Genomic DNA, 15,282 nt, shown 5'->3' with positions numbered 1-15,282 from the left:
TTCCGGCCGATGGTGGTCTTGTGCTTGAACACGCCGTCATAGTTGCAGGTGATGGTGCCTGCGCCGATGTTGGTCTTTTCGCCGATTTCGGCGTCTCCGATGTAGGTCAGGTGGTTGGCCTTGACGCCGGCGTGCAGCTGCGCGTTCTTGACCTCGACGAAGTTGCCGACGTGCACGTCCTCGGCCAGCTCCGCGCCGGGGCGCAGCCGGGCATAAGGCCCCACGACGGCGCCGCGCGAGACATGGCAGCCTTCGAGATGGCTGAACGCGCGGATGCGGGCGCCGGATTCCACCGTGACCTCCGGCCCGAAGACCACGTTCTGTTCAACCTCGCAGTCGCGGCCGATCAGCGTGTCCCAGCCGAAAAAGACGGTCTCCGGCGCGGCGAGCGTGATCCCGAGGTCAAGCGCCTCGGCCCGCATCCGGGTCTGGAACGCGGCCTCGGCCACCGCCAGATCTGCGCGGGAGTTGACGCCCATGGTCTCTGCCTCGGGGCAGCGCACGACCGTCGCGGACAGGCCGCGCGCGCGGGCGATTTCCACGATGTCGGTGAGGTAATATTCGCCGGAGGCATTGTCGTTGCCGACCTCGGCGATGAGCTGTTGCAGCGTGGTCTTGTCCGCCGCCACGACGCCGGAGTTGCACAGGGTGAGGGCGCGCTCGGCCGCGCTGGCGTCCTTGTATTCGACGATCTTGAGAAGCTGGTCGCCCTCGGTCACCAGGCGCCCGTAGCGGCCGGGGTCTGCGGCCTCGAAGCCCAGGACAACCACGTCATGGGCCCGGCGCGCCTGCATCATGGCCTCCAGCGTGGCCTCCGAGATGAAGGGCGTGTCGCCGTAGAGCACGATGGCATCGCCGTCAAAGCCTTCGAGCGCGGGGAACGCCTGCGCCACCGCGTGGGCGGTGCCGAGCTGTTCGTCCTGGCGCACCACCTGGGCCATCGGATCGTAGGCGCGGGCGCTGGCCTCCACCGCGTCGGCGCCGTGACCGGCGACAACCACGCAGGCCTCCGGCTCCAGCGGGCGCCCGGCGCGCATGGCGTGCCAGAGCATCGGGGCATGGGCGATCTTGTGCAAAACCTTGGGGAGATCAGAGTTCATCCGGGTGCCTTTGCCGGCACCGAGGACAATCAGGGCAATAGGCATGAAATCAATCCGGTTTGTTCTTTAACTGGGGCCGTTCTATAGGTTTCACTGCGCATGGCAAGGCGGCCGCTCTCACGCTTGATTGCGACGTGTGACACATGTTTAACCAACGCTTTGAGGAGCACCGCATGACGCCTTGTGTAATTTTCGATCTCGATGGAACCCTGGCCGACACCAGCACCGATCTGGTGGCCGCTGCGAACGTGTGTTTCGATGCGATGGAACTGTCAGAGGCGGAACGGCGCTTGGCGCGGCTTGATCCGGTGTCGGATGCCGGCGTCGCGGTGCGCGGCGGGCGGCGGATGCTGAGCACGGGGCTGGAACGCGCCGGGCGCCTGTCCGACGAACTGATCGACGCGTGGTATCAGCCGCTGCTCGATGCCTACGCCGGGGCGCTGGACGTGCACACCGTCATGTACCCCGGAGCGGTGGAGGCGGTCGAGCGGCTGCGGCGCGATGGCTATGCGGTGGGCATTTGTACCAACAAACCCGCGGCCATGGCGGAGCAGCTGATGCGGTCGCTTGGCGTGCGGGATCTGTTCGGCTCGCTGATCGGGGCCGATACACTGCCCACGCGCAAGCCGGATGTGGCACCGTTCTGGGCGGCGGTAGACGGTTGCGGCGGATCGCGGGGGGCGTCTTTGCTGGTCGGCGACAGCGACACCGATCACAAGACCGCGCGCAACGCAGGCGTGCCGAGCCTTCTGGTGACGTTCTCGCCCGAAGGCGACGGTGTGAAGGCCCTGGAACCCGACGCGACCATCGACCACTTCGATGAATTGGCCGAGGCGGTGCGGCGGCTGATCGGCTGAGCCCGTGGAATTTTGCGTCTGCCAAAACGGTGAATTATGTCGCGCGCGAAGGTGATTGACCTGCGCATGTGATCCGCGCGAGATACCGTCATGACAGACACTCTTGAGACTTTTACCGGCGCCTTCACCCAGCAGGAGCCCATTCCCGAGGAGGGAATCGCCGCCGCGCTTGCGGTGCTGCGCCATGGGCGGCTGCATCGCTATAACACTGTGGGCGACGAAATTTCCGAGGCCGCGGCGCTGGAAGAAGAATTCGCCGAGATTGTGGGCGCGCGGTTTTGCGTGGCGGTGGCCTCTGGCGGATATGCGCTGGCATGTGCGTTGCGCGCGGTGGGGGTGCAGGCGGGCGACAAGGTGCTGACCAATGCCTTTACCCTCGCGCCGGTGCCCGGGGCGATCGCGAGCCTTGGGGCGACACCGGTTTTTGTCGGCGTGACCGAAGACCTGGTGATCGACCTGGATGATCTGGCGCGGCAGGTCAGCGCCCCGGACGTGCGCGTGCTGATGCTCAGCCATATGCGCGGGCATCTGTGTGACATGGGGCAGCTTACGGCGATCTGTGATGCAGCCGATGTGACGGTGATCGAAGACTGCGCGCATACCATGGGCGCGGTTTGGGAGGGGGTGCCCTCCGGTCGGCACGGGCGGATCGGATGCTATTCGATGCAGACCTACAAACATGTGAATTCCGGCGAAGGCGGCCTGCTGGTGACCGACGATGAGGAGGTCGCGGCGCGCGCCATTCTGCTGTCGGGATCCTACATGCTGTATGAACGCCACCGCGCGGCGCCTGCGCCTGAGGTGTTCGAGCGGGTGAAATATGACACGCCGAATGTCTCGGGGCGCATGGATAACCTGCGCGCGGCGATCCTGCGCCCGCAGTTGCGCGGGTTGGAGACACAGGTGGCGCGTTGGAATGCGCGCTATGGGGTGGTGGAGGCCGGACTGCGCGACACGCCCGGCCTGCGGTTGATCCCGCGCGATCCTCGTGGGCGGTCTGTCGGGTCATCGATCCAATTTTTGCTACTGGATTGGCCGGCAGAGAAGGTCACCGAGGTGCTGTCGCGCTGTGCGGCGCGTGGTGTGGAGTTGAAGTGGTTCGGCGGGGCGGAGCCGGTGGGCTTTACCTCGCGCTACGACTCCTGGCGCTATGCGGCCAGCCAGCCGATGCCCGCCACGGACCGTGTGTTGCGGGGGCTTCTGGACATGCGACTGCCCCTGACCTTTTCCGAATCAGACTGTGCCCAGATCGCGCGAATCATCCGGTCCGTGGTCTCGACCGTCTATGAAATGGACTGAGCCGGGGAGGCGTTTATCTCTGCCAGCTTCTTGTCGATAGCTTCCAGGGCCTCGATCGTGAGAGGCTTTGCCAGGTAGTCTTGGACCATGGGGAAGGCGGCGGCGCGTTCCTGATCCTGGCGTCGGGTGGAGGACGAGAGCATCAACACCGCGTAGCGCACAAAGCTGTTGCCATGCGCAGCCTGCGCCTTTTCCAGAAAATCGAACCCACTCATGCCCGGCATGTTGATGTCCAAAAGCATGGCGTCGATTTTCGGGCAGTCGGGCGCTGCGAGAAAATTCAGCGCCTCCTGCCCGGACATGGGTTGGTGCAGGGTTTCTACAATCCCGGATTTGCTGATGAGACGGCGGTACATTTTCTGGTCGATGGGTTCGTCGTCGATGGTCATCAAGTGCTTGATCATATCAGCTGGCCTTTAAAGTGACTGTGAAAGTAGAGCCCGCGCCTTCGGTGCTGTCGACAGTGATGCCGCCGCCATGCGCCCGCGCGATGCGCAGGCAGATCGGCAAGCCAAGTCCGGAGCCATCAAATTGCTCGCGCAGATGCAGCCGCGCAAACGGACGAAAGATCGCGTCATGCTGATTTTCCGCGATACCGATGCCAGTGTCGGCGATGTAAAAGGCTACGTGACCGGGTTTCGCGTCACTGGCGCCAATGGCGATCTTCAGCGGTGCGTCGGTGCGGGCGAATTTCAGCGCGTTGTGCAGCAAGTTTTGCAAAAGGTTGCGCATCTGGTGCGGGCTGGCTTGCAGGCTTGGCAACGGCGCGCGCTGGATGCTGACCTCGGCGCTGGCGATGTCGGCGCGCAGATCGTCGATCACACCGTCGAGCACATCGTCCAGGGACACATCTTCGCGCAGCTCTTCGGTGTTCAGCGCCTGGGTGTAGTTCTGCATGTCAGTGGTCAGCATGGCCATCCGGCCCAGCACCTGATCCAGATCGTCCAGCAGCTCCTGATCCTGCGCCATCAAGCGGGGAGACAGGTCTTCCTGGAGGGCCGCGACCAGCATGCGCGCGGTGATGGTCGGCGATTTCAGGTCGTGGGAGATGGAATAGGTGAATTCCGCCTGTTCCCGGTTGAGCTGTCGCAATTGGTCCAGGCTCTGAGCCAGTTCCTCGCTGTGGCGCTGTTCCGCCTCCAACATCTGTTGACGTGCTTCCAGACGGTCCCGCTCCGCACGAATGCGCGCGTTCTGCACCTGATCGGTCACCAGAAGGGTCAACAAAATCAACGAGATGGCCAAGCTGACCATAAGGTTTCGCTGGACCGGTGCCGCCCGGTCCGCCAGCGCGCGGCTGAGCTGGGCGGTGAGCGCATCGAGGTTTTCGCGCGCGGCGGAGTCCCTGACACGGACAAGCGCATCGGCGTCCGCGATGTTGGATGAATCAAATGGCGTTTCGCGCAGCAAAACGAGGTGGTCGTGATATTTCAGCAATGTCGCACGATAGGCGCTCAGATCGCTGTCCAGCGCCTCGGACTGGGCAATCTGTTGCAGATCGTCCAGTGTCTGCATGGCGGCGGCAAACTGGTCCTCTGCCCGTTGAAGATATACGGGTTCCGCCGGTCGCAAAACGGCATTTTTGAAATCGTGGATGAAGCCGACGTAGCCGGTCAAACGTTCCAGTCGCAAGACGGTGCTGGCCAGCTCGGTTTGTCGCGTCAGAAGCCGATCATGTTCCAGCCAAAACCACGCGGAGCAGCTGGCGGCGGCGAGAAACCCGCCGGCATATGCGATGCTCCGGGCGATGTGACGTTTGGTGCGGGGCATACAGCGAGCGCGCCTTCATAAAATTTTCTTCATCATGCGCCCGCCGGGTTAAGAAACGTTTGCCGAACTGGGTGCCTTGGCGTGGAAACGCAGCGACGCGGCGTTCATCCATGAATTCGGGGGCACTGGACCATTGACGGATGGGGTGTTTCTCCGCTTAATGAACAAGCGTTCAATAAATCGGGCGCAAAACACGAGGGAGGAGAGCCTGTGTTTCTGGCCAGCATGAAGTTCGACGTGGGCGAGGATGTGGATGCGCTGCGCGAGATGGTCCACCGTTGGGCGCAGGAGCGGGTGAAGCCGCTTGCTGCCGACATCGACAGAACAAACGAATTCCCCGCAGCGCTTTGGCGCGAGATGGGGGAGATGGGATTGCTTGGTGTCACGGTGCCGGAGGCCAATGGCGGCGCGGGGCTGGGCTATCTGGCGCATACCGTCGCTGTGGAGGAGATCGCGCGGGCCTCTGCCTCGGTGTCCTTGTCTTACGGGGCACATGCGAACCTTTGTGTGAACCAGATCAATCTCAACGGCAGCGCGGCACAGAAAGCGAAGTATCTGCCGGGGCTGATTTCGGGCGAACATGTGGGCGCCCTGGCGATGTCAGAGCCGTCTGCGGGATCTGACGTGGTGTCGATGAAGCTGCGCGCGGAAAAGCGCAACGACCGGTACGTGCTGAACGGCAACAAGTACTGGATCACCAATGGGCCGGACGCGGATACGCTGGTGGTCTATGCCAAGACGGATCCGGAGGCAGGTGCCAAGGGGATCACCGCGTTCTTGATCGAGAAGTCGATGACCGGCTTTTCCACCAGCCCGCATTTCGACAAGCTGGGGATGCGGGGGTCTAACACGGCTGAGCTGATCTTTGACGATGTGGAAGTGCCGTTCGAGAACGTGTTGGGCGAAGAAGGCAAGGGCGTGCGCGTGCTGATGTCCGGGCTGGATTACGAACGCGTTGTGCTGGCGGGCATTGGTCTGGGGATCATGGCTGCCTGCATGGACGAGGTGATGCCTTACATGCGTGACCGGCACCAGTTCGGCCAACCGATCGGTAGCTTTCAGCTGATGCAGGGCAAGATCGCGGATATGTACACGGCGATGAACTCTGCCCGTGCTTATGTCTACGAGGTGGCCAAGGCCTGTGATCGGGGCGATGTGACCCGACAGGATGCGGCCGCCTGCTGTCTCTACGCCAGTGAGCAAGCCATGGTGCAGGCGCATCAGGCGGTGCAAGCGCTGGGCGGCGCAGGCTTTCTGAACGATGCGCCGGTGGCGCGGATCTTCCGCGATGCCAAGCTGATGGAGATCGGTGCAGGCACATCGGAAATCCGCCGGATGCTGGTGGGGCGCGAACTGATGGGCACCATGTAATCTTGACGCGAGGGGGCGTGATCTGATGCCACGCTGGATGTGGTGGGTGCTGCTGGGGTTGTTCGTGCTGGTGGGGGCGCTGATGTTCTTTCGCCTGGGCTTTATCGACGCGCATCTGACCGAAAGCGACGCCATCGCGCATTATGCGGAACGCTACGCCCGGCAAAGCGGCGGGCTGGTCAGCGATTGCACCGCCACGCCGGGGGAAACGACATGGCTGCATCTGCGTTGTGTCCGGGGGATCGAAGTGCGCGAGTATGGCATCAACCGCTTTGGCGGGCTGGTGTCGGAGCGAACTTCGATCAGGCCCTGACGGACGAGACAAGGCGTTGATATGAGCATATGGGAGATGAAGACCGAAGGCGGCGTGTTGCACGGCGAACTGGCGTGGGTTGTGCATGGGCTGGAATGGCTGGCCTCTGGCATCGACCTGTTCGCCATCGCATTGCTGCTGGTGGGGGCCGCGCGGTTCGTGGTGGCGGTCACGGTGTCCGAGGTCGGGTCCGGCGGCGCGCGGGTGCGGCGGATGAACAAGGCGCGCATTGCGCTGGGCCGCTACATCCTGTCGGGTCTGGAGTTGTTCATCGTCTCGGATGTGATCCACACGGCGCTGAGCCTTGCCTTCATGGACCTTGTGTTCCTTTTGATGCTGGTCATCATTCGATCCATTACCTCCTTCTTCCTTGATCGGGAGTTGGAACAACTCAAGCGGGAGATCGCAGAATGAAAGCTTTGATCATGGCACTGGCGGTTCTGCCGGTGGGCGCATTGGCGCAAGACGTCACGTTTTCGCCTGAAGCAACGATGCAATGCCTGATGGAAGACCCGGGCGCGGGCGTGTCCTGCATCGGCGCGTCGGCGGACAAGTGCATGGAGGACACGGACGGCGGTGACTCCACCGTCGGGATGGGTGGGTGCCTGGACGCGGAGCGGGCCTATTGGGACACGCGGCTGAATGCCGCCTACGGGGCCCGTATGAAAGAGGCGAAGGCGGCGGATGCCGAAGCCAAGGCAGGCGGCTGGTCGGCGCCATCGCAGGCGGATGCCCTGCGCGAGATGCAGCGGGCCTGGATCCCGTTCCGCGATGCGCGCTGCACCTACGCGGCGGCGCTGTGGTCCGGCGGCACCGGGGCCGGTCCGGCTGCGACCGGGTGTCTGATGCTCACCACGGGGGAACAGGCCCTGTATCTGGAGAACTACGTGCGCTGATGCTGAACCGGGGGGAGACATACGACAGCTTGCGCGAGGGGGTCCGGTGCGACTTTCCCGCGCGGCTGAATATGGCGGCGCAGGTCTGCGATGACTGGGCGCGTCGGGAGCCGGAGCGTCCGTGTCTGCTGGATTTGTCCGATGGGCGGGAAGAGGTCAGCTACGGCGCGCTCTACCGCCTGTCCCGCCAGGTGGAGGCGGCGCTGCGCGCGCGCAACGTCGTGGCGGGGGACCGGGTGGGCGTTCTCCTGTCGCAGGAGGCGCTGTGCGCGGCGGCCCATATCGCGGTCTGGCGCATGGGTGCGATCAGCGTCCCCTTGTTCAAGTTGTTCCGCGAGGAGTCGCTGCGGTCCCGATTGGAGGACAGCGGCGCATCCGTTGTCGTGACCGACAGCGAGGGACGCGAGATGCTGTCGCCCTTTGACGTGGTGTCCGTTGTGGCCGCTGATCTTGGACCGGAGGCGGACGCGCCAATGGCGGAGACCGGACCGGAGACGCCAGCGGTGCTGATCTACACCTCCGGCACCACGGGCAAGCCGAAGGGCGCCTTGCATGGACACCGGGTGCTGACCGGGCATCTGCCGGGTGTGGAGATGAGCCACGATTTCCTTGGGATGGCGGACGACATGCTCTGGACGCCTGCGGACTGGGCGTGGATCGGCGGGCTGTTCGATGTGGCCATGCCGGGATTGGCGCTGGGCGTGCCTGTGGTGGCGGCGCGCGGGGCGAAGTTTTCGCCAGAAACCCTGGGTGCGCTTGTGGCGCAAGGGGTGCGCAACGTGTTTCTGCCGCCGACCGTTTTGCGGATGCTGAAAGCCTCGGGTGAGCGGGTCAGCGGCCTGCGCTCCGTCGCCTCAGGGGGGGAGCCGTTGGGCGCGGAGATGCTGGCATGGGGGCGCGATGCGCTGGGCGTGCAGATCAACGAGTTTTACGGCCAGACGGAATGCAACATGGTCGGCAGCTCTTGCGGGGCGTTGTTCCCGGCGCGGCCCGGATGCCTTGGCCGCGCGGTGCCGGGGGTCGATCTGGCGGTGATCGGGGACGATGGTCTGCCCTGTGACGGGGAAGGCGACATCGCCGTGCGGCGGGGGGCGGGGTCCATGATGCTGGGCTATTGGAACAACCCCGAGGCAACGGCGGACAAGTTTCGGGGCGACTGGATGGTGACCGGAGACCGTGGCGTGATCGAAGACGGTTTCGTGCGCTTTGTCGGGCGGGAAGATGACGTCATCACATCCTCTGGCTATCGCATCGGTCCGTCGGAAATCGAGGATTGCCTGATGACCCATCCCGGTGTCGCCACCGTGGGGGTGGTGGGCAAGCCGGACCCGCTGCGCACCGAGATCGTCAAAGCCTATGTGGTTGCAAAACCGGGTGAGGATGTCAGCGAAGTCGCCCTGCAGGATTGGGTGAAGGCGCGACTGGCGCATCACAGCTATCCGCGTGAGGTCGCGTTTGTCGAGGCGTTGCCGATGACGGTGACAGGCAAGGTGATCCGCAAGGAGCTGAAGCGTATGGCCACGGAGGAGGACGCATGAAGCTGCTGGCGGTCCTTCTGGCGATCGGGACGCCCGTGATGGCGCAGGAGGCGGAGGGCTTTGACCCGCTGCCAACCTTCAAGGCCTGTATGGACGAGGAAGCTGCGCGGTACGAGCGAGCCTTGCGCGGGCTGACGGGAATGCGCGAGGCGCAGGAGTTCGAGATCGGCGATACCCGGGGGGTTGGCTACTGCGGGTCTGTTGGCTTCGTGCTGTGTGACCGCAAGGGCGCGTTGAAGGCTGTTCAGGCCTGCCAACTGGAGTTTGCCGAGCAACAGGATGCCTTGGCCGAGAAGGTCCGCGCCAGTTTGCCGGAGCCCGAAGCGGTCGCGGACAAGGGCGGGCCGTTTGAGCAGGCTTTGTATCCACGGGTCTACGCATTGGCGCAGGGAAGCTCTGCCGGGCCGGATTGCGCGGGCGACCTGCCGCAGCGCGGGACCTGGTGCACCGCGTGGGAGGCAAACAACCGGCTGTCGAACGCTTTTCTGACTTGGCAATTGGCGCGCTACCTCGGCGCGGCGGAGACCGCAGTGGACGCGGGTTGGGCGGATGTGCCGCCCCCGCAGCGCCCTTTGGCACGTGACAGGGGGGACCAGTGATGGACAAGGCATCGGCAAAGGCGGATCGACGTTGCCCGGAGTGCGACGCGGTGCAACCGATCTTTATCGGCAAGCAAGGCAGCAAGCGCGTCTGGCAACGCAGCGGGACGGATGTGCTGCCATGTCCGGAGTGCGACACACCGCTGCGGCTGCAATCCGACCCGCGTGATCCAAAGGGGATGATCGGAACGGTCGGCATGGTGATGCTGATCGCAGTGGGATTGGCACTGACCTACTGGTTAAGGGCGCAGTTCGATCTGGGTGCCTTGGCGCTGGGCGGAATGCTGTTCGTGGTTGTGACGCTGGGCATGGCGTTTGGCAGCTTGTGGACCACGTGGTCCATGCGGCGGCGGCCTGTGGTGAAGGCCTGAGGGAAACGGCGGCGGGCGCGGACATGCGACCTGCCGGGGAGGAGAGAAAGACATGCGTTTGACATCAGCGGTTCTGACCGGCTCGGAAGCTTACAAGGCCAATCGGACGGCGCATCTGGCGGCTTTGGAGGTGATCCGGGAGGCTGCCGAGGCAGCGGCCGCAGGCGGTGGCGCAAAGTCACGGGACCGGCATCTGTCGCGGGGCAAGATGCTGCCGCGGGAGCGCGTGGCCGGCCTGCTGGACCCCGGTTCGCCGTTTCTGGAAGTCGGCGCGGTCGCCGCGCATGGCATGTATGACGGCGCGGCGCCCTGTGCCGGAGTGATCGCCGGTGTCGGTCTGGTGGAGGGGCGGCAGGTCATGGTGATCTGCAACGATGCCACCGTGAAGGGCGGCACCTACTACCCGATGACGGTGAAAAAGCACCTCCGCGCCCAGGAGATCGCAGAGGAATGCGCTCTGCCTTGCGTCTATCTGGTAGACAGCGGCGGGGCGAACCTGCCCAATCAGGACGAGGTGTTCCCGGATCGCGACCACTTTGGCCGGATCTTCTACAATCAGGCGCGCATGTCCGCCAAGGGGATCGGGCAGATCGCCGTGGTGATGGGCTCCTGTACCGCTGGGGGCGCTTATGTGCCTGCCATGTCGGATGTGTCGATCATCGTGAAGGAACAGGGAACGATCTTCCTTGCCGGGCCGCCTTTGGTGAAGGCCGCCACGGGGGAGGTCGTGACGGCCGAGGATCTGGGCGGCGGCGATGTTCATACGCGCCTGTCCGGTGTCGCGGATTACTTGGCGGAGGACGACGCCCACGCACTGGCGCTGGCCCGGCGGGCGGTGCGGTCGCTTGGTGGCGTTGGCCAGGGCCTGGACCTGAACGCCGGCGAAGACCCGAGCTACGATCCCGAGGAGCTGCTCGGCGCGGTGCCAGCGGATCTGCGCACCCCCTACGATATCCGCGAGGTCATCATGCGGGTGGTGGACGGATCGTACTTTGACGAGTTCAAGCCGCGCTTTGGCGAAACGCTGGTCTGCGGCTTTGCCAAGCTGTGCGGCATGGACGTCGGCATCATCGCCAACAACGGTGTGCTATTCTCCGAGAGTGCGTCCAAGGGCGCGCATTTCGTGGAGCTGTGTTCACAGCGCAAGATCCCCTTGGTGTTCTTGCAGAACATCACCGGCTTCATGGTGGGCCGGAAGTACGAAAACGAAGGCATCGCGCGACACGGGGCCAAGTTGGTGACGGCTGTTGCGACCACCTCGGTGCCGAAGGTGACGCTGTTGGTGGGCGGCTCTTTCGGGGCTGGGAACTACGGCATGGCCGGGCGGGCCTATCAGCCGAGGTTCCTGTGGACTTGGCCGAACTCCCGGATCTCCGTCATGGGGGGACCGCAGGCGGCGGGCGTGCTGGCCACGGTGAAGCGCGACGCCATCGAGCGGTCGGGTGGCACATGGTCCGAGGAAGAGGAAGCGGCGTTCAAGAAACCGACGCTGGAGATGTTCGAGGAGCAGTCTCATCCGCTCTATGCCTCCGCCCGGCTGTGGGACGACGGCATCGTGGATCCGCGCAAGACGCGCAAGGTGCTTGCCCTGTCGCTGCGCGCCGCCCTGAACGCGCCCATCGAAGAGACGCGCTTTGGCGTGTTCCGCATGTAGGTGCTCTGTTACGTGGCAGATCCTGAGCGGGGTGCAGAATGCTCCGCGCCTATGCTTTTACGAATTGGACCAAACCTATGACCCGCAAGACCCTGCAAGAGATCGTCGATGAGAACCCGGATGCGGAGACATTCCGCTACGGGGATTCACAACTGCTTTGCAACAAGATCACCGACCTTGTCCGGGCGGGCAGGAAGACCGCCACGGTGGAGGCCATGCGCGTCTACCAGGGCCGGGGCGGGGATGCGCTGCCAGAGGTGGGACGCCGCGACATTGCGCTGAACTGGAACGGCACGCCCGCGCTTATGGTGGAGACGGTGGAGGTCACGACACGCCGGTTTGACGAGATGGACGAGGATTTTGTCGCCGCCCAAGGCGAGTTCCGCGATCTCGCGCACTGGCGCAAGGTGTACCGCGCCTATTTCTCGCGCTCGGGCGGCGTGGCGGAAGACATGGAAATCATGTGCGAACGGTTCCGCGTGGTGGAGGACTACGCGTGACCATTCGCTGTGGGGAGGAGAAAGCCGATGTTTGATACGCTACTGGTGGCCAATCGCGGGGAGATCGCGTGTCGCGTGATGCGCACGGCGCGTGCCATGGGGCTGCGCTGTGTCGCCGTGTATTCGGAGGCGGACCGGGACGCGCTGCATGTGCAGATGGCGGATGTGGCGGTGTGTATCGGTGCGGCCGCGCCGGGCGAGAGCTACCTTCGCGGAGATCGGATCATTCAGGCGGCGCTGGACACCGGCGCGGGGGCGATCCATCCCGGCTATGGTTTCCTGTCGGAGAACCCGGACTTCGTGCGCGATGTGGAAGCTGCGGGGCTGGTCTTTGTCGGGCCGACGGAGGACGCAATCCGCAAGATGGGTCTGAAGGACGCCGCCAAGCGCCTGATGGCCGAGGCGGGTGTTCCCGTGGTGCCCGGCTACATGGGCGAGGATCAGGATCCCGATCATCTGAAGACCGAGGCCGATCAGGTGGGTTACCCCGTGTTGATCAAGGCGGTTGCCGGCGGCGGCGGCAAGGGTATGCGTCTGGTCGAAGACCCGTCGGAGTTCTCAGATGCGCTGGAGCGGGCCAAAGCCGAAGCACGCGGAGCTTTTGGCAATGACGCGGTGCTGATCGAGAAATTCATCCAGCGTCCCCGGCATATCGAGGTGCAGGTTTTTGGTGACGGCACACGGGCGGTGCATCTGTTTGAACGGGACTGTTCCTTGCAGCGACGGCATCAGAAGGTCATCGAGGAAGCTCCCGCGCCGGGGATGACCCCCGAGATGCGCGCGGCCATGGGGGATGCGGCCGTGCGCGCGGCGGAGGCCATCGGCTATCGCGGCGCGGGCACGGTGGAGTTCATCGTCGACGGCGCGAACGGCCTGCGCCCCGACGGCTTTTGGTTCATGGAAATGAACACCCGCTTGCAGGTGGAACACCCGGTGACGGAGGAAATCTGCGGCGTCGATCTGGTGGAATGGCAGCTGCGTGTCGCGCTGGGCGAGAGCCTGCCGTGCCAGCAGGAGGACCTGACGATCACCGGGCACGCGTTTGAGGCGCGGCTGTACGCCGAGGATGTTCCCGCCGGGTTCCTGCCCGCCACCGGGCATCTTGCAGAGCTCACGTTCCCGACGGGCGTCAGGGCGGAGACAGGAGTGCGCGCGGGCGACGACATCAGCCCGCATTACGATCCAATGATTGCGAAACTGGTGGTCCATGGGCCGTCGCGCGCGGTGGCGTTGCAGAAACTTGCGCGCGGGTTGCGACAGACGCGGGTGGCGGGCACGGTGACGAACCTCGCCTTTCTGGGTGCTTTGGCGGAACACGGCGGGTTTGCAGCCGGAGAGGTGGACACCGGGCTGATCGGGCGCGAGCTGGAGGCTTTGACGGCCATGCCAGAGGTGGCGCCGCGCCATTGGGCCGAAGCGGCGCTGGGCGCGCTTGGGCTGAGCGAGGCGCGCGGCTGGGAGGTTGGCTTTGCGCTCTGGACACCTGTGCCGCGGGGCGTCGTGCTGCGCCACGGCGAGGTCGAGCAAACGATGAAGGTCACGGTCACCTCTGACACGGCAGCTTCGGTGGCCGTGGGCGAGGCGCAGGTTGACTGCACCCGCAGCGCCGCAGGATGGCAGTTCGACGGCGTCCCGGGGGGCGGTGTCTTTGTCGGTGCGGGGGCGGTGACGGTCTTTGCCGATTTTGGCCTGCGATTCGATGTGATCGACCCCTTGGCAAAGGCGGCGGAGGGCGCGGGTGACGGCGCCATGCTGGCCCCTATGCCGGGGCGCGTGGTGTCCGTACACGTGAAGGCCGGGCAACAGGTCAAGGCGGGCGACCGGCTTGCCGTGCTGGAAGCGATGAAGATGGAACACACGCTGACCGCGCAGGCCGATGGCACAGTCGCCGAAGTTTTGGTCAGCGAGGGCGAACAAGTGACCGCCGGGGCCGCGCTGGTGGTGATGGAGGAGGCATGACCTTTGCCGAGCTGCCGGCCCACAGCCCCGTGACCCTGTGCCCCGAGGTGGCAAAAGACCTCGGGCGCGCGGTGTCGGTGGCGGCGGATCTGGACCGGACATGGACCGTCTGGTGCGGTGTGTGCCGGTTGACAGACGCGCGGTACGGGCGGCTCGGAGATGTGCTGGAGGCGTGGCCTTTGCTTGCGCGCCAAGAGTTGCCGAAGATGGGCCAACGCTATGAGCGCGACAATAAAGGCGTCTGGTTGCTTAGGGAGGAAATCTGATGATCAAGCTGCATCATGTGCAATACGGGCGGTCGTTCCGCGTGCTTTGGCTGCTGGAGGAAATCGGCGTCGAGACGTTCGGCGGTCTGGAGGTGATCGAGCATCGTATCGGGACGAAAGAGATGGCCGACAGCGAGCTTGGTCGTGTCTCCCCGGCGGTGCGCATCCCGGCGATCGAGATGGAAACGGAGACAGGTACGCTCGCCATGAGCGAATCCGGTGCCATCGTCGAATACCTGACGGAACGGTTTGCCCCGAGCTTGGGGCGGGGTGTCGATGACTCGGAGCGCGCCGCCTACCTGCAATGGATTCATTACGCGGAAACGCAGGCCAGCCTTATTGAAAACCTCAACCTGCAGATGGTTTTTCTGCGGCCTCCGGCGAAACCGTCGCCGTCGGTGATCAAGCTTCAGGTGGCCCGGCTGAAACAGACGCTGCGCGGTCTGGAAGCGGGTCTGCAGCATGAGTGGTTGTTGGAGAGCGGATTTTCGGCTGCGGATGTGATGCAGGGGTTCAATCTGTTTGCTGCGCCGTTTTTCGTGCGGATGGACGAGTTTCCCAAGATCAGCGCGTATAAGGCCCGGATGGAACAACGCGCGGCCCACCAGCGCAGCGTCGCGCGGGAAGGGGCGCAGAGGTTTTACGCACAGAGTTTCTATCCTGTGCCGGAGGCATGATCCGCGCCGGGATATTCAAAGGAGCGCTGACGCGCGCTCGTGTCTCGGCGGCCGCGCTGGCGCGCGTCGGCCTCAGGCTGTTTTCCGGCGGGAGTGGCATAAGCCCCGTCAC

Annotated in this window: 17 protein-coding genes; 14 read left to right on the top strand and 3 right to left on the bottom strand. The window is 64.5% G+C overall.

What is annotated here, in order from left to right; genetic code table 11:
• Positions 1-1,145 (bottom strand): bifunctional UDP-N-acetylglucosamine diphosphorylase/glucosamine-1-phosphate N-acetyltransferase GlmU (gene glmU / locus GGQ68_RS22235; RefSeq protein WP_183969911.1); only part of this gene is annotated, 1,145 nt, incomplete at its 3' end.
• A gap of 128 nt (positions 1,146-1,273) precedes the next feature.
• Here glmU and GGQ68_RS22230 point away from each other — a divergent pair.
• A complete protein-coding gene (locus tag GGQ68_RS22230; RefSeq protein WP_183969909.1) occupies positions 1,274-1,957 on the top strand; it encodes an HAD-IA family hydrolase in 684 nt (227 codons plus the stop codon).
• A 90-nt stretch (positions 1,958-2,047) separates the two neighbouring features.
• Positions 2,048-3,256 carry a DegT/DnrJ/EryC1/StrS family aminotransferase gene (locus GGQ68_RS22225; protein WP_183969907.1) on the top strand — a complete coding sequence of 403 codons (1,209 nt, stop codon included), beginning with the start codon at positions 2,048-2,050 and terminating at the stop codon, positions 3,254-3,256.
• Here GGQ68_RS22225 and GGQ68_RS22220 read toward each other — a convergent pair.
• Positions 3,241-3,660: a response regulator gene (locus tag GGQ68_RS22220; protein ID WP_183969904.1), complete on the bottom strand. Its 420-nt coding sequence runs from the start codon at positions 3,658-3,660 to the stop codon at positions 3,241-3,243. The genes GGQ68_RS22225 and GGQ68_RS22220 overlap by 16 nt on opposite strands.
• Position 3,661: 1 nt before the next feature.
• A complete protein-coding gene (locus GGQ68_RS22215; protein WP_183969902.1) occupies positions 3,662-5,026 on the bottom strand; it encodes a sensor histidine kinase in 1,365 nt (454 codons plus the stop codon).
• A gap of 210 nt (positions 5,027-5,236) precedes the next feature.
• Here GGQ68_RS22215 and GGQ68_RS22210 point away from each other — a divergent pair, with 210 nt between their 5' ends.
• The 12 genes from GGQ68_RS22210 (at position 5,237) to GGQ68_RS22155 (ending at position 15,170) form a co-directional block, all read left to right on the top strand.
• Complete coding sequence (locus GGQ68_RS22210; RefSeq protein ID WP_183969900.1) at positions 5,237-6,397, top strand: acyl-CoA dehydrogenase family protein; 1,161 nt, start codon at positions 5,237-5,239, stop codon at positions 6,395-6,397.
• Positions 6,398-6,422: 25 nt separating this feature from the next.
• A complete protein-coding gene (locus tag GGQ68_RS22205) occupies positions 6,423-6,710 on the top strand; it encodes a hypothetical protein (protein WP_183969898.1) in 288 nt (95 codons plus the stop codon).
• A 21-nt stretch (positions 6,711-6,731) separates the two neighbouring features.
• Complete coding sequence (locus GGQ68_RS22200; RefSeq protein ID WP_183969896.1) at positions 6,732-7,124, top strand: DUF1622 domain-containing protein; 393 nt, start codon at positions 6,732-6,734, stop codon at positions 7,122-7,124.
• Positions 7,121-7,606 carry a lysozyme inhibitor LprI family protein gene (locus GGQ68_RS22195; RefSeq protein WP_183969894.1) on the top strand — a complete coding sequence of 162 codons (486 nt, stop codon included), beginning with the start codon at positions 7,121-7,123 and terminating at the stop codon, positions 7,604-7,606. The genes GGQ68_RS22200 and GGQ68_RS22195 overlap by 4 nt, the downstream gene beginning before the upstream one ends.
• Entirely contained in the window at positions 7,606-9,144 is a 1,539-nt protein-coding gene (locus tag GGQ68_RS22190; RefSeq protein ID WP_183969892.1) for an AMP-binding protein, read from the top strand. Before GGQ68_RS22195 ends, GGQ68_RS22190 begins: the two co-directional genes overlap by 1 nt.
• Positions 9,141-9,743, top strand: coding sequence for a hypothetical protein (locus GGQ68_RS22185; protein ID WP_183969890.1), 603 nt, complete (start codon positions 9,141-9,143; stop codon positions 9,741-9,743). The genes GGQ68_RS22190 and GGQ68_RS22185 overlap by 4 nt, the downstream gene beginning before the upstream one ends.
• Entirely contained in the window at positions 9,743-10,114 is a 372-nt protein-coding gene (locus GGQ68_RS22180) for a hypothetical protein (protein ID WP_183969888.1), read from the top strand. Before GGQ68_RS22185 ends, GGQ68_RS22180 begins: the two co-directional genes overlap by 1 nt.
• 52 nt (positions 10,115-10,166) lie before the next feature.
• On the top strand, positions 10,167-11,768 hold the full coding sequence (locus GGQ68_RS22175) for a carboxyl transferase domain-containing protein (protein WP_183969886.1): 1,602 nt from the start codon (positions 10,167-10,169) through the stop codon (positions 11,766-11,768).
• A 77-nt stretch (positions 11,769-11,845) separates the two neighbouring features.
• On the top strand, positions 11,846-12,268 hold the full coding sequence (locus GGQ68_RS22170) for an ASCH domain-containing protein (RefSeq protein WP_183969884.1): 423 nt from the start codon (positions 11,846-11,848) through the stop codon (positions 12,266-12,268).
• Between the two features lie 27 nt (positions 12,269-12,295).
• A complete protein-coding gene (locus GGQ68_RS22165) occupies positions 12,296-14,227 on the top strand; it encodes an acetyl/propionyl/methylcrotonyl-CoA carboxylase subunit alpha (protein WP_183969882.1) in 1,932 nt (643 codons plus the stop codon).
• The gene (locus GGQ68_RS22160) at positions 14,224-14,493 is read left to right on the top strand and encodes a hypothetical protein (protein WP_183969880.1); all 270 of its coding nucleotides are present in this window, start codon (positions 14,224-14,226) and stop codon (positions 14,491-14,493) included. Before GGQ68_RS22165 ends, GGQ68_RS22160 begins: the two co-directional genes overlap by 4 nt.
• Positions 14,493-15,170, top strand: coding sequence for a glutathione S-transferase family protein (locus GGQ68_RS22155; protein ID WP_183969878.1), 678 nt, complete (start codon positions 14,493-14,495; stop codon positions 15,168-15,170). The genes GGQ68_RS22160 and GGQ68_RS22155 overlap by 1 nt, the downstream gene beginning before the upstream one ends.
• Positions 15,171-15,282: the final 112 nt, after the last annotated feature.

Origin of the sequence: Sagittula marina, from assembly GCF_014196795.1 — a bacterium.
GTDB classification, from domain to species: Bacteria; Pseudomonadota; Alphaproteobacteria; order Rhodobacterales; family Rhodobacteraceae; genus Sagittula; species Sagittula marina.
Note: the sequence above shows the minus strand (reverse complement) of the source record. Positions and strands in the feature narration are given on the sequence as shown.